The organism is Enterobacter sp. WCHEn045836 (assembly GCF_003965585.1).
GTDB lineage: Bacteria > Pseudomonadota > Gammaproteobacteria > Enterobacterales > Enterobacteriaceae > Enterobacter > Enterobacter dissolvens.
This window is the reverse complement of record NZ_RXPT01000023.1, coordinates 24775-41845: the sequence shown is the minus strand read 5'-3', so window position 1 is coordinate 41845 and position 17071 is coordinate 24775. Positions and strand designations below refer to the sequence as shown.

Here is a 17071-nt window from a genome sequence, read left to right as displayed (position 1 = left end):
TCTTTACGGTCAATCGGCAAGGTGTTAAATTGATCACGTTTTAGACCATTTTTTCGTCGGTACCAGCATAATGATAAGGACGAAAAAGGGTAACGGTTATCTTTTTGAAATACTGCGGGCGCGCTGTTATTTTTGTTTTTGAATAGCTTGCGACACCCGGAAACATCAGGCGATACGTCTTGTACCTCTATATTGAGACTCTGAAACAGAGACTGGATGCCATAAATCAACTGCGTGTGGATCGCGCGCTTGCTGCTATGGGCCCTGCTTTCCAGCAGGTATACAGTCTGCTGCCGACATTATTGCACTATCACCATCCGCTGATGCCGGGTTACCTTGACGGTAACGTTCCCAAGGGCATTTGCCTTTTCACGCCTGATGAAACCCAACAGCATTATCTCAACGAACTTGAGCTCTACCGTGGCATGCCGCCGCAGGAATCGCCGAAAGGTGAGCTGCCCATTACCGGCGTTTACTCCATGGGGAGCACCTCATCGGTAGGGCAAAGCTGTTCGTCTGACCTGGATATCTGGGTCTGCCATCAATCCTGGCTCGATAACGAAGAGCGTCAGCTACTGCAGCGTAAATGCAGCCTGCTGGAAAGCTGGGCAGCGTCGCTCGGCGTGGAAGTGAGCTTCTTCCTGATTGATGAAAACCGTTTCCGCCATAACGAAAGCGGCAGTCTGGGTGGTGAAGACTGCGGCTCGACGCAGCACATCTTATTGCTGGACGAATTTTACCGTACGGCAGTGCGTCTGGCCGGGAAGCGTATTCTGTGGAATATGGTCCCGTGCGAAGAAGAAGAGCATTACGACGATTACGTCATGTCGCTTTACGCACAGGGCGTACTGACGCCAAACGAATGGCTGGATTTGGGCGGCCTGAGCTCCCTGTCGGCAGAAGAGTACTTTGGCGCCAGCCTCTGGCAGCTTTATAAGAGCATCGACTCACCGTACAAAGCGGTGCTGAAAACGCTGTTGCTCGAAGCCTATTCCTGGGAATACCCCACCCCGCGCCTGCTGGCGAAAGATATCAAGCAGCGTCTGCACGATGGAGAGATTGTCTCCTTTGGGCTTGATGCCTACTGCATGATGCTGGAGCGCGTCACCGAATACCTGAAAGCCATTGATGACACCACGCGTCTCGACCTGGTGCGTCGATGTTTCTATCTCAAAGTTTGTGAGAAGTTGAGCCGCGAACGCGCTTGCGTTGGCTGGCGTCGTGAAGTGGTCACACAGTTAGTCAAAGAATGGGGATGGGGCGAAGAGCGTCTCTCCATGCTCGACAATCGCGCCAACTGGAAAATCGATCAGGTACGTGAAGCGCACAACGAACTGCTTGATGCGATGATGCAAAGCTACCGTAACCTGATCCGCTTTGCGCGCCGTAACAACCTCAGCGTCTCCGCCAGCCCGCAGGACATCGGGGTATTGACCCGCAAACTGTATGCCGCGTTTGAAGCGTTGCCGGGCAAAGTCACCCTGGTTAACCCGCAGATTTCCCCCGATCTGTCAGAACCGAACCTGACCTTTATCTATGTGCCGCCGGGTCGCGCGAACCGCACCGGGTGGTATCTGTATAACCGTGCGCCAAGCATGGATTCGATCATCAGTCATCAGCCGCTGGAGTACAACCGCTACCTGAACAAGCTGGTGGCCTGGGCCTGGTTTAACGGCCTGCTGACCTCGCGCACCCGCCTGTTTATCAAAGGCAACGAGGTGGTCGATTTAGCCAAACTGCAGGAAATGGTGGCAGATGTCTCCCATCACTTCCCGCTGCGTCTGCCGGCACCCACGCCAAAAGCGCTCTACAGCCCGTGTGAAATTCGTCATCTGGCGATTATCGTCAATCTGGAATATGACCCGACGGCGGCCTTCCGCAATCAGGTCGTGCATTTTGACTTCCGCAAGCTGGACGTCTTCAGCTTTGGCGAGCAGCAAAACTGCCTGGTCGGCAGCGTGGATCTGCTGTACCGCAATTCGTGGAACGAAGTGCGTACCCTGCATTTCAACGGTGAGCAGGCGATGATCGAAGCGCTGAAAACCATTCTCGGCAAGATGCACCAGGATGCCGCGCCGCCGGACAGCGTGGAAGTGTTCTGCTACAGCCAGCACCTGCGGGGTTTGATTCGTACCCGCGTGCAGCAGTTAGTTTCAGAGTGTATTGAGCTGCGTCTTTCCAGTACCCGTCAGGAGACCGGCCGCTTTAAAGCGCTGCGTGTTTCAGGGCAAACCTGGGGTCTGTTCTTCGAACGTCTGAACGTGTCGGTGCAGAAGCTGGAGAACGCCATTGAGTTTTACGGCGCGATTTCCCACAACAAACTGCATGGCCTGTCGGTTCAGGTGGAGACCAACCACGTCAAACTGCCACAGGTGGTGGATGGCTTTGCCAGTGAAGGGATTATCCAGTTCTTCTTTGAAGAGTCGGGAGACGATGCCGGTTTCAATATCTACATTCTGGATGAGACCAACCGCGCCGAGGTGTATCACCACTGTGAAGGCAGTAAAGAGGAGCTGGTGCGTGACGTCAGCCGCTTCTACTCTTCATCACACGACCGCTTTACCTACGGCTCCAGCTTCATCAATTTCAACCTGCCGCAGTTCTACCAGATTGTGAACGTCGATGGTCGTGCGCAGGTGATTCCGTTCCGGACCCAGGCCGTCACGCCTGTAGCGCCTGCAAATCAGGACACCGCGCCGCTGTTGCAGCAGTATTTCTCGTGATGTTTTTCGCCGGGTGGCTACGGTTCGAGCCGTTGTAGGCCCGGTAAGGCGTAGCCGCCACCGGGCAACAACACTACCTGAAACTCACTTCCTCACCCGCCTGCGCAGTCGCTGCCTGCTCCAGCAGATCCCAGAAGGTTTCACCGCTACGGTCGCAAACCCATTCATCCCCTTTCAGATCGAAATGGTAGCCACCCTGTCTGGCCGCCAGCCATACCTGGTGAAGCGGCTCCTGGCGGTTAATAATAATTTTGCTGCCGTTTTCGAAACTGAGGGTCAGGATACCGCCGTTGATTTCACAATCGATATCGCTGTCGCCTTCCCAGTCGTCCAGGCGCTCTTCAATGGTCATCCACAGGGTGTCGGCAAGGCGATGGAATTCACTGTCGTTCATGGTTTTGTTCCTGTTTTTCGTGATGCCGGCAGTATAACCCTAAATAATTCCCGTTGCAGGAAAGCGGCAAACTCTTGCTTTTGTGTCTTCTCCTGCGATGATAGAAACAGATTTGAACTTACGGGCAACTTTATAATGAAAAACGCTTTCCGAACGCTTGCCGTTCTCATCACGCTGTTTAGTCTGACTGGCTGTGGACTGAAGGGGCCGCTGTACTTCCCGCCAGCGGATAAAACCGCGCCGCCGCCGACGAAACCTGTGAACAGCGGCATAGAGTCATCTACGCCAGATACTAACGATCGTGGCAACAACGGTGGCCCGACTCAGGTTAATCTCTGACGATCACGTTCTGTACCCGCGCAATGGAGCAAATGATGCAGTTCTCTAAAATGCATGGCCTTGGTAACGATTTTATGGTCGTCGACGCGGTAACGCAGAATGTCTTTTTCTCCCCGGAACTGATCCGCCGCCTGGCGGATCGACACCTGGGCGTGGGGTTCGATCAGCTGCTGGTGGTTGAACCGCCGTACGATCCCGACCTCGATTTCCACTACCGTATTTTTAACGCGGATGGCAGCGAGGTGAATCAGTGCGGCAATGGCGCGCGCTGTTTTGCCCGCTTTGTCCGCCTGAAAGGGCTGACCAATAAACGCGATATACGCGTCAGTACGGCGAATGGCCGCATGGTGCTCAGCGTTACCGATGACGAACTGGTGCGTGTGAACATGGGCGAACCAAACTTTGAGCCCTCCGCGGTGCCGTTTCGCGCAAACAAAGCGGAAAAGACCTATATTATGCGTGCGGCCGAGCAGACAGTATTGTGTGGCGTCGTCTCGATGGGCAACCCGCACTGTGTGATTCAGGTCGATAATGTGGAAACGGCCGCGGTCGAAACCCTTGGCCCGGTGCTGGAAAGCCACGAACGTTTCCCGGAACGGGCGAATATCGGTTTTATGCAGGTGGTGAAGCGCGAGCATATCCGTCTGCGTGTGTACGAGCGCGGCGCGGGCGAAACGCAGGCTTGCGGGAGCGGTGCCTGTGCTGCGGTGGCCGTCGGCATCTCTCAGGGGTTACTGGCCGAAGAGGTTCGCGTGGAGTTACCAGGCGGTCGTCTTGATATCGCCTGGAAAGGACCGGGTCATCCACTGTATATGACTGGCCCGGCGGCACATGTCTATGACGGGTTTATCCATCTATGAAACAACCAGGGGAAGAACTGCAGGAAACGGTGACGGAACTGGACGACAGGGCTGTTGTTGATTATCTGCTGCGCAATCCTGAGTTTTTTATTCGCAATGCACGCGTCGTCGAAGCGATGCGTGTGCCGCATCCGGTTCGCGGGACCGTGTCGCTGGTCGAATGGCACATGGCACGCTCGCGCAACCACATCAGTCAGCTTGAAGAGAACATGACGCTGCTGATGGAGCAGGCCAGCAATAACGAAAGCCTGTTCTATCGTCTGCTGCATCTGCAGGCGCGTCTGGCCTCGGCGCACAGCCTTGAAGAATTTCTCAGCCGCTTCCACCGCTGGGCGCGTGAACTGGGGCTGGCTGGCGCTACGATCCGTCTTTTCCCTGACCGCTGGCGCATTGGCGCGCCGTCTGGTTTTACCCATCTGGCGTTGAGTCGCCAGGCGTTTGAACCTCTGCGTATCCAGCGTCTGGGCCATGAGCACCACTATCTTGGGCCGCTTAACGGACCGGAACTGCTGGTGGTACTGCCGGAAGCCAAAGCGATAGGCTCGGTGGCGATGTCGATGATGGGGCGTGATGGCGATCTGGGGGTGATGTTATTTACCAGCCGCGATGCGCATCATTACGAGCAGGGACAAGGTACGCAGCTGCTGCAGGAGATCGCCCTGATGCTGCCTGAGCTGCTGGAGCGCTGGATTGAGCGCGTATGACGGACGCCCTGCTCACGACTGACGTCTCACGCTTTCTGCGCTACCTGGGCATTGAACGTCAGCTAAGCCCGATTACGCTGCTGAACTACCAGCGTCAGCTTGATGCCATCATGCAGATTGCCGATGAGATCGGCCTGAAAAGCTGGCAACAATGTGACGCTGCGACCGTCCGCGGGTTTGTTGTGCGCAGCCGTAAAAAAAACCTAAGCCCGGCGAGTCTGGCGCTCAGGCTTTCCGCGCTGCGCAGTTTCTTCGACTGGCTGGTGAGCCAGGGCGGCTTAAAAGCCAACCCGGCGAAAGGCATCGCCACGCCGAAAGCCCCGCGTCACCTGCCGAAAAATATCGACGTCGACGATGTAAACCGCCTGCTGGATATTGACCTCAATGACCCGCTGGCCGTGCGCGATCGCGCGATGCTGGAGGTCATGTACGGTGCGGGTTTGCGTCTTTCCGAACTGGTTAATCTCGATTTAAAACATCTCGATCTGGAGTCCGGCGAAGTGTGGGTGATGGGTAAGGGCAGCAAAGAGCGCCGCCTGCCGATTGGCCGTAATGCCGTCTCGTGGATTGAGCACTGGCTGGATCTGCGCGGGCTGTTTGGCGCCGAGGAGGATGCGCTGTTCCTGTCGAAACTCGGCAAGCGGATCTCGGCGCGTAACGTGCAGAAGCGTTTTGCGGAGTGGGGTATTAAGCAGGGGCTGAACAGCCACGTCCATCCGCATAAGCTGCGCCACTCCTTTGCCACCCACATGCTGGAATCGAGTGGCGATCTGCGTGGCGTGCAGGAACTGCTCGGCCACGCGAATCTTTCCACCACCCAAATCTATACCCATTTAGACTTTCAACACCTTGCGTCGGTGTATGACGCGGCGCATCCACGCGCCAAACGGGGGAAATAATGCGTTTTTACCGCCCACTGGGTCACATCTCAGCCCTGACGTTTGATCTTGATGACACCCTTTATGACAACCGTGAAGTGATCCTGCGTACTGAGCATGAGTCGCTGGCGTTTGTTCAGAACTACCATCCGGCGCTGAAGACGATGCAGAACAAAGACTTTCAGCTGCTGCGCCAGTCCCTGCGTGAGACCGAGCCGGATATTTATCACGATGTAACCGAATGGCGTCGCCGTGCGGTGGAGCAGGCGATGCTCAACGCTGGGCTGAGCGCGCAGGATGCGGCTGTCGGGGCTGAAGCCGCAATGGAAAACTTCGCCAAATGGCGCAGCCGTATCGACGTGCCGCAGGAAACGCACGACACGCTGGCAAAACTGGCAGAAAAATGGCCGCTGGTCGCAATCACCAATGGCAATGCGCAGCCGGAGCTGTTTGGTCTGGGGGATTACTTTGAATTTGTGCTGCGGGCGGGTCCGCACGGACGCTCGAAGCCGTTTAACGATATGTATCATCTGGCGGCGGAGAAGCTGAACCTGCCGCTCGGCGAAATGTTGCATGTGGGTGATGACCTGACCACAGACGTAGCGGGTGCCATCCGCTGCGGTATGCAGGCCTGCTGGATCAAGCCAGAAAAGACGGACCTGATGATCGCCCCGGACAGCCGTCTTCTGCCGCACCTGGAAATTTCACGGTTGGCATCCCTCACGACGCTGATATAATCACCAGTAATATTGTATAAATTACCAGGGTTTTTGCAGTTGTAGGCCCGGTAAGCGAAGCGCCACCGGGCGCTTTGCTGTGTTCCTGAATACTATGTGACGGTGCCAATGGACGTTTCTTACCTGCTCGACAGCCTTAATGACAAACAGCGTGACGCGGTTGCCGCCTCGCGTACCAACCTGCTGGTGCTGGCTGGGGCGGGCAGTGGTAAGACGCGCGTGCTGGTTCACCGTATCGCCTGGCTGCAGAGCGTGGAAAACTGCTCTCCGTACTCCATCATGGCGGTCACGTTCACCAACAAGGCGGCGGCGGAGATGCGCCACCGTATCGCCCAGCTGATGGGCACCAGCCAGGGCGGCATGTGGGTCGGCACCTTCCATGGCCTGGCGCACCGCCTGCTGCGCGCGCACCATATGGATGCCAATCTGCCGCAGGATTTCCAGATCCTCGACAGCGAAGACCAGCTCCGTCTGCTGAAACGCCTGATTAAGGCGATGAACCTCGACGAGAAGCAGTGGCCGCCGCGTCAGGCGATGTGGTACATCAACGGCCAGAAAGACGAAGGGTTGCGCCCGCACCATATTCAGAGCTTTGGCAACCCGGTGGAGCAGACCTGGCAGAACGTTTACAAGGCCTACCAGGAAGCGTGTGACCGCGCCGGGCTGGTGGACTTTGCCGAACTGTTGCTGCGCGCCCACGAGCTGTGGCTGAACAAACCGCACATCCTGCAGCACTACCGTGAACGCTTCACCAACATTCTGGTGGACGAATTCCAGGATACCAACAACATCCAGTACGCCTGGATCCGCCTGCTGGCCGGGGATACCGGCAAGGTGATGATCGTAGGCGATGACGATCAGTCCATCTACGGCTGGCGTGGCGCGCAGGTGGAAAACATCCAGCGCTTCCTCAATGACTTTCCCGGCGCCGAAACCATCCGTCTGGAGCAGAACTACCGCTCGACCAGCAATATCCTCAGTGCGGCCAACGCCCTGATTGAAAACAACAACGGGCGCCTGGGTAAAAAGCTGTGGACAGACGGTGTCGACGGCGAACCGATTTCCATTTACTGTGCCTTCAACGAGCTCGACGAAGCACGTTTCGTGGTGAACCGCATCAAAACCTGGCAGGACAACGGTGGCGCGCTGGAACAGTGTGCCATTCTCTATCGCAGCAACGCCCAGTCGCGCGTGCTGGAAGAGGCACTGCTGCAGGTGAGCATGCCGTACCGTATTTATGGCGGCATGCGCTTCTTCGAACGTCAGGAGATCAAAGACGCGCTCTCGTATCTGCGCCTGATCGCTAACCGAAACGATGATGCGGCGTTTGAACGCGTGGTGAATACGCCAACCCGCGGCATTGGTGACCGCACGCTGGATGTGGTGCGTCAGGCCTCGCGCGATCGCCAGCTTACGCTCTGGCAGGCGTGCCGCGAGCTGTTGCAGGAAAAGGCGCTTGCCGGACGCGCCGCCAGCGCGCTGCAGCGCTTCCTTGAGCTGATTGACGCGCTGGCCCAGGAAACGGCCGATATGCCGCTGCACGTGCAGACCGACCGGGTGATCAAAGACTCCGGCCTGCGCATGATGTACGAGCAGGAGAAAGGCGAGAAGGGCCAGACCCGTATTGAGAACTTAGAGGAGCTGGTGACGGCAACGCGCCAGTTCAGCTACAACGAAGAAGACGAAGATTTGATGCCGCTGCAGGCATTCCTTTCCCACGCCGCGCTGGAAGCGGGCGAAGGGCAGGCGGATACCTGGCAGGATGCGGTTCAGCTGATGACCCTCCACTCTGCTAAAGGCCTCGAATTCCCGCAGGTATTTATTGTCGGCATGGAAGAGGGGATGTTCCCGAGCCAGATGTCGCTGGATGAAGGCGGACGCCTGGAAGAGGAGCGCCGTCTGGCTTACGTCGGCGTGACGCGAGCGATGCAGAAACTGACGCTGACCTACGCCGAAACCCGTCGTTTGTACGGCAAAGAGGTATATCACCGTCCGTCACGCTTTATCGGCGAATTGCCGGAAGAGTGTGTGGAAGAGGTGCGTCTGCGCGCCAGTATCAGCCGCCCGGTCAGCCATCAGCGGATGGGCTCGCCCATCGCGGAAACCGACACTGGCTATAAGCTGGGCCAGCGCGTACGTCATTCGAAATTTGGCGAAGGCACCATCGTCAACCTGGAAGGTAGCGGCGAGCACAGTCGCCTGCAGGTGGCATTCCAGGGCCAGGGGATCAAATGGCTGGTGGCCGCGTATGCTAAGCTGGAAACAGTGTAACATTCAGAAAAGTATCATTATTTTGTAATAATCTGCTAGCCTTATACGTTGAAGGTCAATTAATGCCCTTCAGCGTTTCGTTGCGTGTTGACGCCACAGTTGCTGCTGGCGTAACATGCGCGCACGATTACGCTAAGAGGACATTCGCCTTGGACACACCCAGTAGATACTGGCTCAATTCCCTGTCATCCAGGAACAACTCCTAAGGCTATCTCCTCTTGCTGATGGCCTTAGTGGTTGTCAGCGACCTGCATTATTCCCGTCGCGCTGAGTCAGGCTGTTTAATGGTCTGAAACCCAATTTGTTTCTGTGTGCCCACCGAACTGTCCGATATTTTTTGCATTGGGAGTCCCGGTCATGTTGAGCGCATTTCAACTCGAAAATAACCGACTGACTCGGCTTGAAGCCGAAGAGTCACAGCCCCTCATTGATGCCGTATGGGTGGATCTGGTCGAGCCGGACGACGATGAACGCCTGCGCGTACAATCTGAGCTGGGGCAGAGTCTGGCAACTCGCCCGGAACTGGAAGACATCGAAGCATCCGCACGATTTTTTGAAGACGAAGACGGCCTGCACATTCACTCCTTCTTCTTCTTTGAAGATGCCGAAGACCACGCGGGAAACTCCACCGTGGCATTTACCATTCGCGACGGTCGTCTGTTTACCCTGCGCGAGCGCGAACTGCCGGCGTTTCGTCTCTACCGTATGCGCGCCCGCAGCCAGGCGATGGTGGACGGCAATGCTTACGAATTGCTGCTCGATCTGTTCGAAACCAAAATTGAGCAGCTGGCGGATGAGATTGAAAACATCTACAGCGATCTGGAAAAACTGAGCCGCGTCATCATGGAAGGCCATCAGGGCGATGAATACGACGAAGCGCTCTCCACGCTGGCGGAGCTGGAAGATATCGGCTGGAAGGTCCGTCTGTGTCTGATGGATACCCAACGCGCGCTGAACTTTCTGGTGCGCAAGGCGCGTCTGCCGGGCGGCCAGCTGGAACAGGCGCGTGAGATCCTGCGCGATATCGAATCCCTGCTGCCGCACAACGAATCCCTGTTCCAGAAGGTTAACTTCCTGATGCAGGCGGCGATGGGCTTTATCAACATCGAGCAGAACCGCATTATCAAGATCTTCTCGGTGGTATCGGTGGTGTTCCTGCCGCCGACGCTGGTGGCATCCAGCTACGGTATGAACTTTGAGTTTATGCCGGAGCTGAAGTGGAGTTTCGGCTACCCGGGCGCGATTATCTTTATGATCCTCGCCGGGCTGGCGCCGTATCTCTATTTCAAGCGTCGCAACTGGTTGTAATAAATCTGGCGGGTGCGCTGCGCTTACCCGCTCTACGATCGAATTCCCTCTCCCGGTGGGAGAGGGTTAGGGTGAGGGGAAGATCACAGCCCTTTACGTACCCGGCGCTGGGTATAAATCGCATCTGCGACAAAAATCGCCAGTGCTACCCAGATAAACGCGAACGTCACCATCTTATCCGCACCCGGCACTTCGCCGTAAAACACCACCGCCAGCAGGAACATCAGCGTCGGGCCGATGTACTGGAAAAAGCCCAGCGTGGACAGACGCAGGCGCGTTGCCGCACCGGTAAAGCAGAGCAGTGGGATGGTCGTCACCACCCCTGCGGCCATCAGCATCACATTCAGGGACCACGGGTTGCTGCCCATATGGCTGGTCGGGCTGTCGGCAATGGCGAACAGATAGATAGCGGCCACCGGCAACAGCCACAGGGTTTCAAACAGCATCCCGGTTTGCGCTTCCACGGCAATCTTCTTACGCACCAGCCCGTAGAACGCAAAGCTAAACGCCAGCCCCAGCGCAATAACAGGCAGTGAACCGAAGGTCCACAGCTGAACCAGCACGCCGCAGAAGGCGAGGATCACCGCCAGCCACTGCATCCGGCGGAAGCGCTCGCCGAGGAAAATCATCCCCAGCACAATATTCACCAGCGGGTTAATAAAATACCCCAGACTCGCTTCAAGCATGTGATGGTTATTCACCGCCCAGATAAACAGCAGCCAGTTTCCGCCAATCAGTACTGCCGAGAGTGCCAGCAGAAAGATCTTCTTCGGAGTTTTTAGCAGCGTTTTGACGCCAGACCACTGACGACTAACGCTCATCAGCGCGATCATGAAGAAGAAGGACCAGATGACGCGATGAGTGAGGATCTCATCGGCCGGTACGTAAGCGATAAACTTAAAGTAAGCGGGTGCGATACCCCAAATAAAATAAGCGGCAAGGGCGAGTAGCACGCCCTGCCGCGTCTGTTTAGCATCCATCGGGAAAATCCGTGACAAAAAAGTGAATCAACTTTACCCGATTTTTCGGCTTCAACCCACCATATAAGTGGCTGTTGCGCTGGCGATATAAAGTTGTTCTTCGTTATGCAGTTCAACACGCGCGACGGCAACCTTGTTCCCCGCGCGCAGCAGGCTGCTGGTACAGGTGAAGCGGTTTCCGCGCCCGGGACGCAGGTAATCGACGCGTAAGTCGATGGTACCCATACGGGATAACCGCTGGCGCAGTTCGTCTTCGTTGATGGTGTCATGGCGCGTCAGGGTGCTGCCAACGCATACCAGCCCTGCCGCCACGTCCAGCGCGGAGGCAATCACCCCGCCATGCAAAATGCTCTGCGCCCAGTTGCCTACCATCATCGGCTGGTTGTTAAAACTGAGCTGGGCAAAGGCTTTCTCGTACCGCTCCAGCTCCAGTCCCAGCGCGCGGTTAAACGGCATATGGTAAACAAAAATCTCGCCCACGAGTTTTAACGCTTCTTCGGCGGTAAGCATGGCTGACATGAGGCATCACATCCTTAATGTTAATGAAATGTTGATTTTATGCCTGGGCAAGCAAGAATTCCACTTTCAGAAACGAGGATGCAGAAGTTGCGACAGAAGTCTGTAGAATGTGCGCCATATAACAATTCGAGTCTTTTAACACTTTGCAGGAGATCACCACCGATGCGGACGTATCTGGCCTGGTTACTGGCAGCGGTTGCGCTGCCCCTCACAGCATATGCACAGGAAGCGACAGTCAAAGAAGTGCACGATACGCCAGCTGTTCGCGGTAGCATTATCGCTAACCTGCTGCAGGAGCATGATAATCCGTTCACGCTCTACCCGTACGACACCAACTATGTGCTTTACACCTGGACCAGCGATCTCAACAAAGAGGCGATTCGCTCCTATGACTGGGCTGAGAATGCGCGTAAAGATGAGGTGAAGTATCAGCTCAGCCTCGCGTTCCCGTTCTGGCGCGGCATTCTGGGGCCGAATTCGGTACTCGGGGCGTCTTATACGCAGAAATCCTGGTGGCAGCTTTCCAACAGCGGTGAATCTTCACCGTTCCGTGAAACCAACTATGAGCCACAGCTGTTTCTGGGTTTCGCAACGGATTATGAGTTTGCAGGCTGGACATTGCGTGACGTTGAAGTGGGCTTCAACCATGACTCCAACGGCCGTTCCGATCCCACCTCACGTAGCTGGAACCGCGCCTATACGCGCCTGATGGCGCAGAATGGTAATTTGATGGTGGAAGTGAAGCCGTGGTACGTGGTGGGCAGCACCGATGACAACCCGGATATCACCAAATATATGGGCTACTATCAGCTCAAAATTGGTTATCAGTTGGGTGATGCGGTACTGAGCGCCAGGGGCCAGTACAACTGGAACACCGGTTACGGTGGCGCAGAAGTGGGCTTAAGCTACCCGATGACCAAACACGTGCGTATTTATACCCAGGTCTACAGCGGTTACGGCGAGTCGCTCATCGATTACAACTTCAACCAGACCCGCGTGGGTGTGGGCGTAATGCTGAACGATATTTTCTAGATTGCTCGAATGTTTTTGCGTTAATCGTTGAAGTTTCTCTCTCAGGCGCTGAAAATAGCGCCTGTTTCATTTCTGGCATATGGGGTTAACGTGGCGCAGGCGGAAGTATTGAATCAGGAATCGCTGGCTAAACAGGTTTTGCATGAAACCTTTGGCTATCAGCAATTCCGTCCTGGCCAGGAAACCATCATTGAAACCGTGCTGGAAGGTCGTGATTGCCTGGTGGTAATGCCGACCGGTGGCGGTAAATCGCTCTGCTATCAGGTGCCTGCACTGGTACTTAATGGCCTGACGGTCGTGGTATCGCCGCTGATTTCTCTGATGAAAGACCAGGTTGACCAACTGCTCGCCAACGGCGTGGCAGCGGCCTGTCTTAACTCCACGCAAACCCGCGAGCAGCAGCAAGAGGTGATGGCCGGTTGCCGTACCGGACAGATTCGCTTGCTGTATATCGCGCCAGAACGTCTGATGCTGGATAACTTCCTCGACCATCTGGCGCACTGGAATCCCGTTCTGCTGGCCGTTGATGAAGCGCACTGTATTTCGCAATGGGGCCACGACTTCCGCCCGGAATATGCCGCACTTGGCCAGCTTCGCCAGCGCTTCCCCGAACTGCCGTTTATGGCGCTGACCGCCACGGCAGATGACACCACGCGGCTGGATATCGTCCGCCTGCTGGGGCTGAACGACCCGCTTATCCAGGTCAGCAGTTTCGACCGCCCGAACATCCGCTATATGCTGATGGAAAAGTTCAAGCCGCTGGATCAGCTTCTGCGTTATGTGCAGGAGCAGCGCGGCAAGTCAGGCATCATTTACTGTAACAGCCGCGCGAAGGTGGAAGACACCGCTGCGCGTCTGCAAAACCGCGGCTTTAGCGCGGCGGCCTATCATGCCGGGTTAGAAAACCATATCCGCGCCGACGTGCAGGAAAAATTCCAGCGCGATGATCTGCAGATTGTGGTGGCGACGGTGGCATTCGGGATGGGCATTAACAAGCCCAACGTACGCTTTGTGGTGCACTTCGATATTCCGCGAAATATCGAATCCTACTATCAGGAAACCGGCCGCGCCGGACGTGATGGCCTGCCTGCGGAAGCGATGCTGTTTTACGATCCGGCCGATATGGCGTGGCTGCGCCGCTGTCTGGAAGAGAAACCGCAGGGACAGCTGCAGGATATCGAGCGTCACAAGCTCAACGCCATGGGTGCGTTTGCTGAAGCGCAAACCTGCCGCCGTCTGGTGCTGCTCAACTACTTTGGTGAAGGGCGTCAGGAGCCGTGCGGCAACTGCGATATCTGTCTCGACCCGCCGAAGCAGTACGATGGCCTGATGGACGCGCGTAAGGCGCTCTCGACCATTTACCGTGTGAATCAGCGCTTCGGGATGGGCTATGTGGTGGAAGTGTTACGTGGCGCCAATAACCAGCGTATCCGCGACATGGGCCACGATAAGTTGCCCGTCTACGGTATTGGTAAGGACCAGAGCCACGAGCATTGGGTCAGCATTATTCGCCAGTTGATTCACCTCGGCTTTGCCACACAGAACATCGCCCAGCACTCCGCGCTTCAGCTCACCGAAGCTGCGCGTCCGGTACTGCGCGGGGATGTTGAACTCAAGCTCGCCGTGCCGCGCGTTGTCGCCCTGAAACCGCGGGTGATGCAGAAGTCTTACGGCGGCAACTACGACCGCAAGCTGTTCGCCAAACTGCGCAAGCTGCGTAAAGCGATTGCCGACGAAGAAAACATCCCGCCGTACGTGGTGTTCAACGACGCGACGCTGATTGAGATGGCCGAGCAGATGCCGCTCAGCGCGAGCGAGATGCTGAGCGTCAACGGCGTCGGTACGCGCAAGCTGGAGCGCTTTGGTAAAGCGTTCATGGCGCTCATCCGTTCACATGCCGATGGTGATGATGAGGAGTAGTCAGCCGGGCAAAAAAGTGCCAGGATGATGACTCACTGAATTATTTCCCCGCGAGCTAATTATGTTAATGCTATTTCTTACCGTGGCGTTAGTGCACATCGTTGCGCTGATGAGCCCAGGCCCTGACTTTTTCTTCGTGTCACAAACCGCCGTCAGCCGCTCCCGCAAAGAGGCGATGATGGGCGTGCTCGGTATTACCATGGGCGTCATGGTCTGGGCGGCAGTCGCACTGCTCGGTCTGAATCTGATTCTGGCGAAGATGGCCTGGTTGCATAACATCATTATGGTCGGTGGTGGCCTGTACCTGTGCTGGATGGGCTACCAGATGCTGCGCGGGGCGCTGAAGAAAGAAGAGAAAAAGCCGCAAGAGCCGAAGGTCGAGTTGGCTACGGGCGGCCGTAGCTTTGTGAAAGGGCTGCTGACCAACCTGGCGAACCCGAAAGCGATTATCTATTTCGGCTCCGTCTTCTCCCTGTTCGTGGGCGACAGCGTGGGGGCGGGTGCGCGCTGGGGGATCTTCCTGCTGATCGTGGTTGAGACGTTTGCGTGGTTCACCGTTGTTGCCAGCCTGTTTGCCTTACCGGCGATGCGCCGTGGTTATCAGCGCATCGCGAAGTGGATTGACGGCTTCGCCGGCGCGCTGTTCGCCGGCTTTGGTATTCATCTTATTATTTCTCGCTAAGCGTGACGCGCTGACGCAAGCAGCGCGCCAACCAGCATAAACAGCGAACCAAAGACTTTATTCAGGGCCTTCATCTGCTTAGGCCCTTTAATCCATGCCGCAATTCGCTGCGCCAGTGTTGCGTAGCCAATCATCACAATAATATCGACAACAATGGTGGTCACGCCCAGGACTACGTACTGCATTACCTGCGGCTGATGCGGGACGATAAACTGTGGGAACAGGGCGGCCAGAAAAACGATGCTTTTTGGGTTGGTCAGATTCACAAACACCGCCCGCTTAAACAGGCGACCGCGCGTTTGCGTCCGGGCGAGGGTGTTCAGGTCAATCGAGCCTGCTGCGCGCCACTGCTGAATCCCGAGCCAAATCAGATACGCCGCACCGGCCCATTTCAGCACTTCAAACGCCAGCACCGAGCGGGAGAACAACGTCCCCAGACCAATACCGACCAGCACAATGTGAATACCCAGCCCAGCCTGCAAACCGGCTATAGACGCCACCGCCCCGCGATAACCGTGGTTAATGGAGGTTGTCATGGTATTAATTGCGCCCGAACCCGGTGAAAGGCTGAGGATGATGGATGTCAGCAGGTAAGCGAACCACCACTCGAAGGTCATTTGAAACTCCCGAATCGTCTGTTTTTATGCCACAATACGCTATTGTTGAGTCATTTTGTGACCGGTTACGAAAAAAACGATATTCCCTGGATTACGGGGGGTGGAAACCCGATGTTGCAGCAGAAAAAGGACTGGGAAACACGAGAAAACGCATTTGCTGCTTTCTCCATGGGGCCGCTAACCGATTTCTGGCGCCAGCGTGAGGAAGATGAGTTTACAGGCGTCGGGAATATCCCGGTACGCTTTGTTCGTTTCCGTGATGTAAAAAACGATCGGGTCATCGTGGTCTGTCCCGGTCGTATTGAGAGCTACATTAAATACGCCGAACTGGCCTATGACCTGTTCCATCTGGGCTTCGACGTGTTGATTATCGACCACCGCGGGCAGGGACTGTCCGGGCGTATGTTATCCGACACCCATCGCGGTCATGTGGATAACTTCAGCGATTATGTCGACGATCTTGCCGCATTCTGGCAGCAGGAAGTCGAGCCTGGCCCGTGGCGTAAGCGCTATATTCTGGCACACTCGATGGGCGGCGCGATTTCAACGCTGTTTTTACAACGTTATGAGCACCAGTGCGATGCCATTGCGCTCACCGCGCCGATGTATGGCATCGTCATGCGTTTTCCTGACTGGATGGTGCGCCATATCCTTGACTGGGCTGAGGGCCATCAGCGCATTCGTGAAGGATACGCCATCGGGACGGGGCGCTGGCGCGCATTGCCGTTTGCTCTGAACGTGCTGACCCATAGCCGGCAACGGTATCGTCGTAACCTGCGTTTTTATGCCGATGAACCGCGCCTGCGCGTAGGTGGCCCAACGTATCATTGGGTACGGGAGGGCATTCTTGCCGGTGAACAGGTTCTGGCAGGGGTTGGTTGTGATGATACGCCGACGCTGCTGATCCAGGCAGAAGAAGAGCGTGTGGTGGATAACCGCATGCACGACCGTTTTTGTGAATTGCGCGCTGCCGCGGGTCACCCCTGTGAAGGGGGTAAACCACTGGTCATCAACGGCGCGTACCATGAGATCCTTTTCGAAAAGGACGCTATGCGCTCAGTCGCGCTCAACGCCATTGTTGAATTTTTCGACAGGCATAACTGATTT

Annotated in this window: 17 protein-coding genes; 13 read left to right on the top strand and 4 right to left on the bottom strand. The window is 56.1% G+C overall.

The window, feature by feature from the left end; all coding sequences use genetic code 11:
• The first annotated feature begins 179 nt into the window (after window positions 1-179).
• Entirely contained in the window at window positions 180-2723 is a 2544-nt protein-coding gene (cyaA, locus tag EKN38_RS22680) for a class I adenylate cyclase (RefSeq protein ID WP_014833712.1), read from the top strand.
• A gap of 73 nt (window positions 2724-2796) precedes the next feature.
• On the opposite strand, the gene cyaY is transcribed toward cyaA, so the two are convergent.
• On the bottom strand, window positions 2797-3117 hold the full coding sequence (cyaY, locus tag EKN38_RS22675; protein WP_014833711.1) for an iron donor protein CyaY: 321 nt from the start codon (window positions 3115-3117) through the stop codon (window positions 2797-2799).
• Window positions 3118-3252: 135 nt separating this feature from the next.
• Between cyaY and lptM the strand changes: the two genes are divergently transcribed.
• The 8 genes from lptM to corA all read left to right on the top strand — a co-directional run bounded on the left by lptM (window position 3253) and on the right by corA (window position 10214).
• The gene (lptM, locus tag EKN38_RS22670; protein WP_013099260.1) at window positions 3253-3456 is read left to right on the top strand and encodes an LPS translocon maturation chaperone LptM; all 204 of its coding nucleotides are present in this window, start codon (window positions 3253-3255) and stop codon (window positions 3454-3456) included.
• A 35-nt stretch (window positions 3457-3491) separates the two neighbouring features.
• Entirely contained in the window at window positions 3492-4316 is an 825-nt protein-coding gene (dapF, locus tag EKN38_RS22665; RefSeq protein WP_013099259.1) for a diaminopimelate epimerase, read from the top strand.
• On the top strand, window positions 4313-5020 hold the full coding sequence (locus EKN38_RS22660; RefSeq protein ID WP_014833710.1) for a DUF484 domain-containing protein: 708 nt from the start codon (window positions 4313-4315) through the stop codon (window positions 5018-5020). Before dapF ends, EKN38_RS22660 begins: the two co-directional genes overlap by 4 nt.
• Window positions 5017-5919: a tyrosine recombinase XerC gene (gene xerC / locus EKN38_RS22655; protein ID WP_118284037.1), complete on the top strand. Its 903-nt coding sequence runs from the start codon at window positions 5017-5019 to the stop codon at window positions 5917-5919. Before EKN38_RS22660 ends, xerC begins: the two co-directional genes overlap by 4 nt.
• Window positions 5919-6635, top strand: coding sequence for a 5-amino-6-(5-phospho-D-ribitylamino)uracil phosphatase YigB (gene yigB / locus EKN38_RS22650; RefSeq protein ID WP_014833709.1), 717 nt, complete (start codon window positions 5919-5921; stop codon window positions 6633-6635). The genes xerC and yigB overlap by 1 nt, the downstream gene beginning before the upstream one ends.
• 108 nt (window positions 6636-6743) lie before the next feature.
• A complete protein-coding gene (gene uvrD, locus EKN38_RS22645) occupies window positions 6744-8906 on the top strand; it encodes a DNA helicase II (RefSeq protein WP_014833708.1) in 2163 nt (720 codons plus the stop codon).
• Window positions 8907-9055: 149 nt separating this feature from the next.
• Window positions 9056-9112, top strand: coding sequence for a YsgD/CorL family protein (ysgD, locus tag EKN38_RS25905; protein WP_212743980.1), 57 nt, complete (start codon window positions 9056-9058; stop codon window positions 9110-9112).
• Window positions 9113-9263: 151 nt separating this feature from the next.
• Window positions 9264-10214, top strand: coding sequence for a magnesium/cobalt transporter CorA (gene corA / locus EKN38_RS22640; protein WP_008501540.1), 951 nt, complete (start codon window positions 9264-9266; stop codon window positions 10212-10214).
• A gap of 83 nt (window positions 10215-10297) precedes the next feature.
• Here corA and rarD read toward each other — a convergent pair whose 3' ends face one another.
• Window positions 10298-11194 carry an EamA family transporter RarD gene (gene rarD, locus EKN38_RS22635; protein WP_014833707.1) on the bottom strand — a complete coding sequence of 299 codons (897 nt, stop codon included), beginning with the start codon at window positions 11192-11194 and terminating at the stop codon, window positions 10298-10300.
• 51 nt (window positions 11195-11245) lie between these two features.
• On the bottom strand, window positions 11246-11713 hold the full coding sequence (gene yigI / locus EKN38_RS22630) for an acyl-CoA thioesterase YigI (RefSeq protein ID WP_014833706.1): 468 nt from the start codon (window positions 11711-11713) through the stop codon (window positions 11246-11248).
• 162 nt (window positions 11714-11875) lie between these two features.
• Between yigI and pldA the strand changes: the two genes are divergently transcribed.
• The 3 genes from pldA (at window position 11876) to rhtC (ending at window position 15347) form a co-directional block, all read left to right on the top strand.
• Window positions 11876-12745 carry a phospholipase A gene (pldA, locus tag EKN38_RS22625; RefSeq protein WP_014833705.1) on the top strand — a complete coding sequence of 290 codons (870 nt, stop codon included), beginning with the start codon at window positions 11876-11878 and terminating at the stop codon, window positions 12743-12745.
• Between the two features lie 90 nt (window positions 12746-12835).
• Window positions 12836-14665 (top strand): ATP-dependent DNA helicase RecQ, encoded by a 1830-nt coding sequence (recQ, locus tag EKN38_RS22620; RefSeq protein ID WP_014833704.1) that lies wholly within the window; start codon window positions 12836-12838, stop codon window positions 14663-14665.
• A gap of 61 nt (window positions 14666-14726) precedes the next feature.
• Window positions 14727-15347 (top strand): threonine export protein RhtC, encoded by a 621-nt coding sequence (rhtC, locus tag EKN38_RS22615; protein ID WP_014833703.1) that lies wholly within the window; start codon window positions 14727-14729, stop codon window positions 15345-15347.
• On the opposite strand, the gene rhtB is transcribed toward rhtC, so the two are convergent.
• A complete protein-coding gene (gene rhtB, locus EKN38_RS22610) occupies window positions 15344-15964 on the bottom strand; it encodes a homoserine/homoserine lactone efflux protein (RefSeq protein WP_014833702.1) in 621 nt (206 codons plus the stop codon). The genes rhtC and rhtB overlap by 4 nt on opposite strands.
• A gap of 111 nt (window positions 15965-16075) precedes the next feature.
• Here rhtB and pldB point away from each other — a divergent pair, with 111 nt between their 5' ends.
• The gene (gene pldB, locus EKN38_RS22605) at window positions 16076-17068 is read left to right on the top strand and encodes a lysophospholipase L2 (protein WP_014833701.1); all 993 of its coding nucleotides are present in this window, start codon (window positions 16076-16078) and stop codon (window positions 17066-17068) included.
• Window positions 17069-17071 lie beyond the last annotated feature (3 nt).

Bases quoted from the DNA above. Each gene is read 5' to 3' on its own strand.
- cyaY (WP_014833711.1), bottom strand. From the start codon at position 3,117: ATGAACGACAGTGAATTCCATCGCCTTGCCGACACCCTGTGGATGACC.
- lptM (WP_013099260.1), top strand. From the start codon at position 3,253: ATGAAAAACGCTTTCCGAACGCTTGCCGTTCTCATCACGCTGTTTAGT.
- dapF (WP_013099259.1), top strand. From the start codon at position 3,492: ATGCAGTTCTCTAAAATGCATGGCCTTGGTAACGATTTTATGGTCGTC.
- EKN38_RS22660 (WP_014833710.1), top strand. From the start codon at position 4,313: ATGAAACAACCAGGGGAAGAACTGCAGGAAACGGTGACGGAACTGGAC.
- xerC (WP_118284037.1), top strand. From the start codon at position 5,017: ATGACGGACGCCCTGCTCACGACTGACGTCTCACGCTTTCTGCGCTAC.
- yigB (WP_014833709.1), top strand. From the start codon at position 5,919: ATGCGTTTTTACCGCCCACTGGGTCACATCTCAGCCCTGACGTTTGAT.
- uvrD (WP_014833708.1), top strand. From the start codon at position 6,744: ATGGACGTTTCTTACCTGCTCGACAGCCTTAATGACAAACAGCGTGAC.
- corA (WP_008501540.1), top strand. From the start codon at position 9,264: ATGTTGAGCGCATTTCAACTCGAAAATAACCGACTGACTCGGCTTGAA.
- rarD (WP_014833707.1), bottom strand. From the start codon at position 11,194: ATGGATGCTAAACAGACGCGGCAGGGCGTGCTACTCGCCCTTGCCGCT.
- yigI (WP_014833706.1), bottom strand. From the start codon at position 11,713: ATGTCAGCCATGCTTACCGCCGAAGAAGCGTTAAAACTCGTGGGCGAG.
- pldA (WP_014833705.1), top strand. From the start codon at position 11,876: ATGCGGACGTATCTGGCCTGGTTACTGGCAGCGGTTGCGCTGCCCCTC.
- rhtC (WP_014833703.1), top strand. From the start codon at position 14,727: ATGTTAATGCTATTTCTTACCGTGGCGTTAGTGCACATCGTTGCGCTG.
- rhtB (WP_014833702.1), bottom strand. From the start codon at position 15,964: ATGACCTTCGAGTGGTGGTTCGCTTACCTGCTGACATCCATCATCCTC.
- pldB (WP_014833701.1), top strand. From the start codon at position 16,076: ATGTTGCAGCAGAAAAAGGACTGGGAAACACGAGAAAACGCATTTGCT.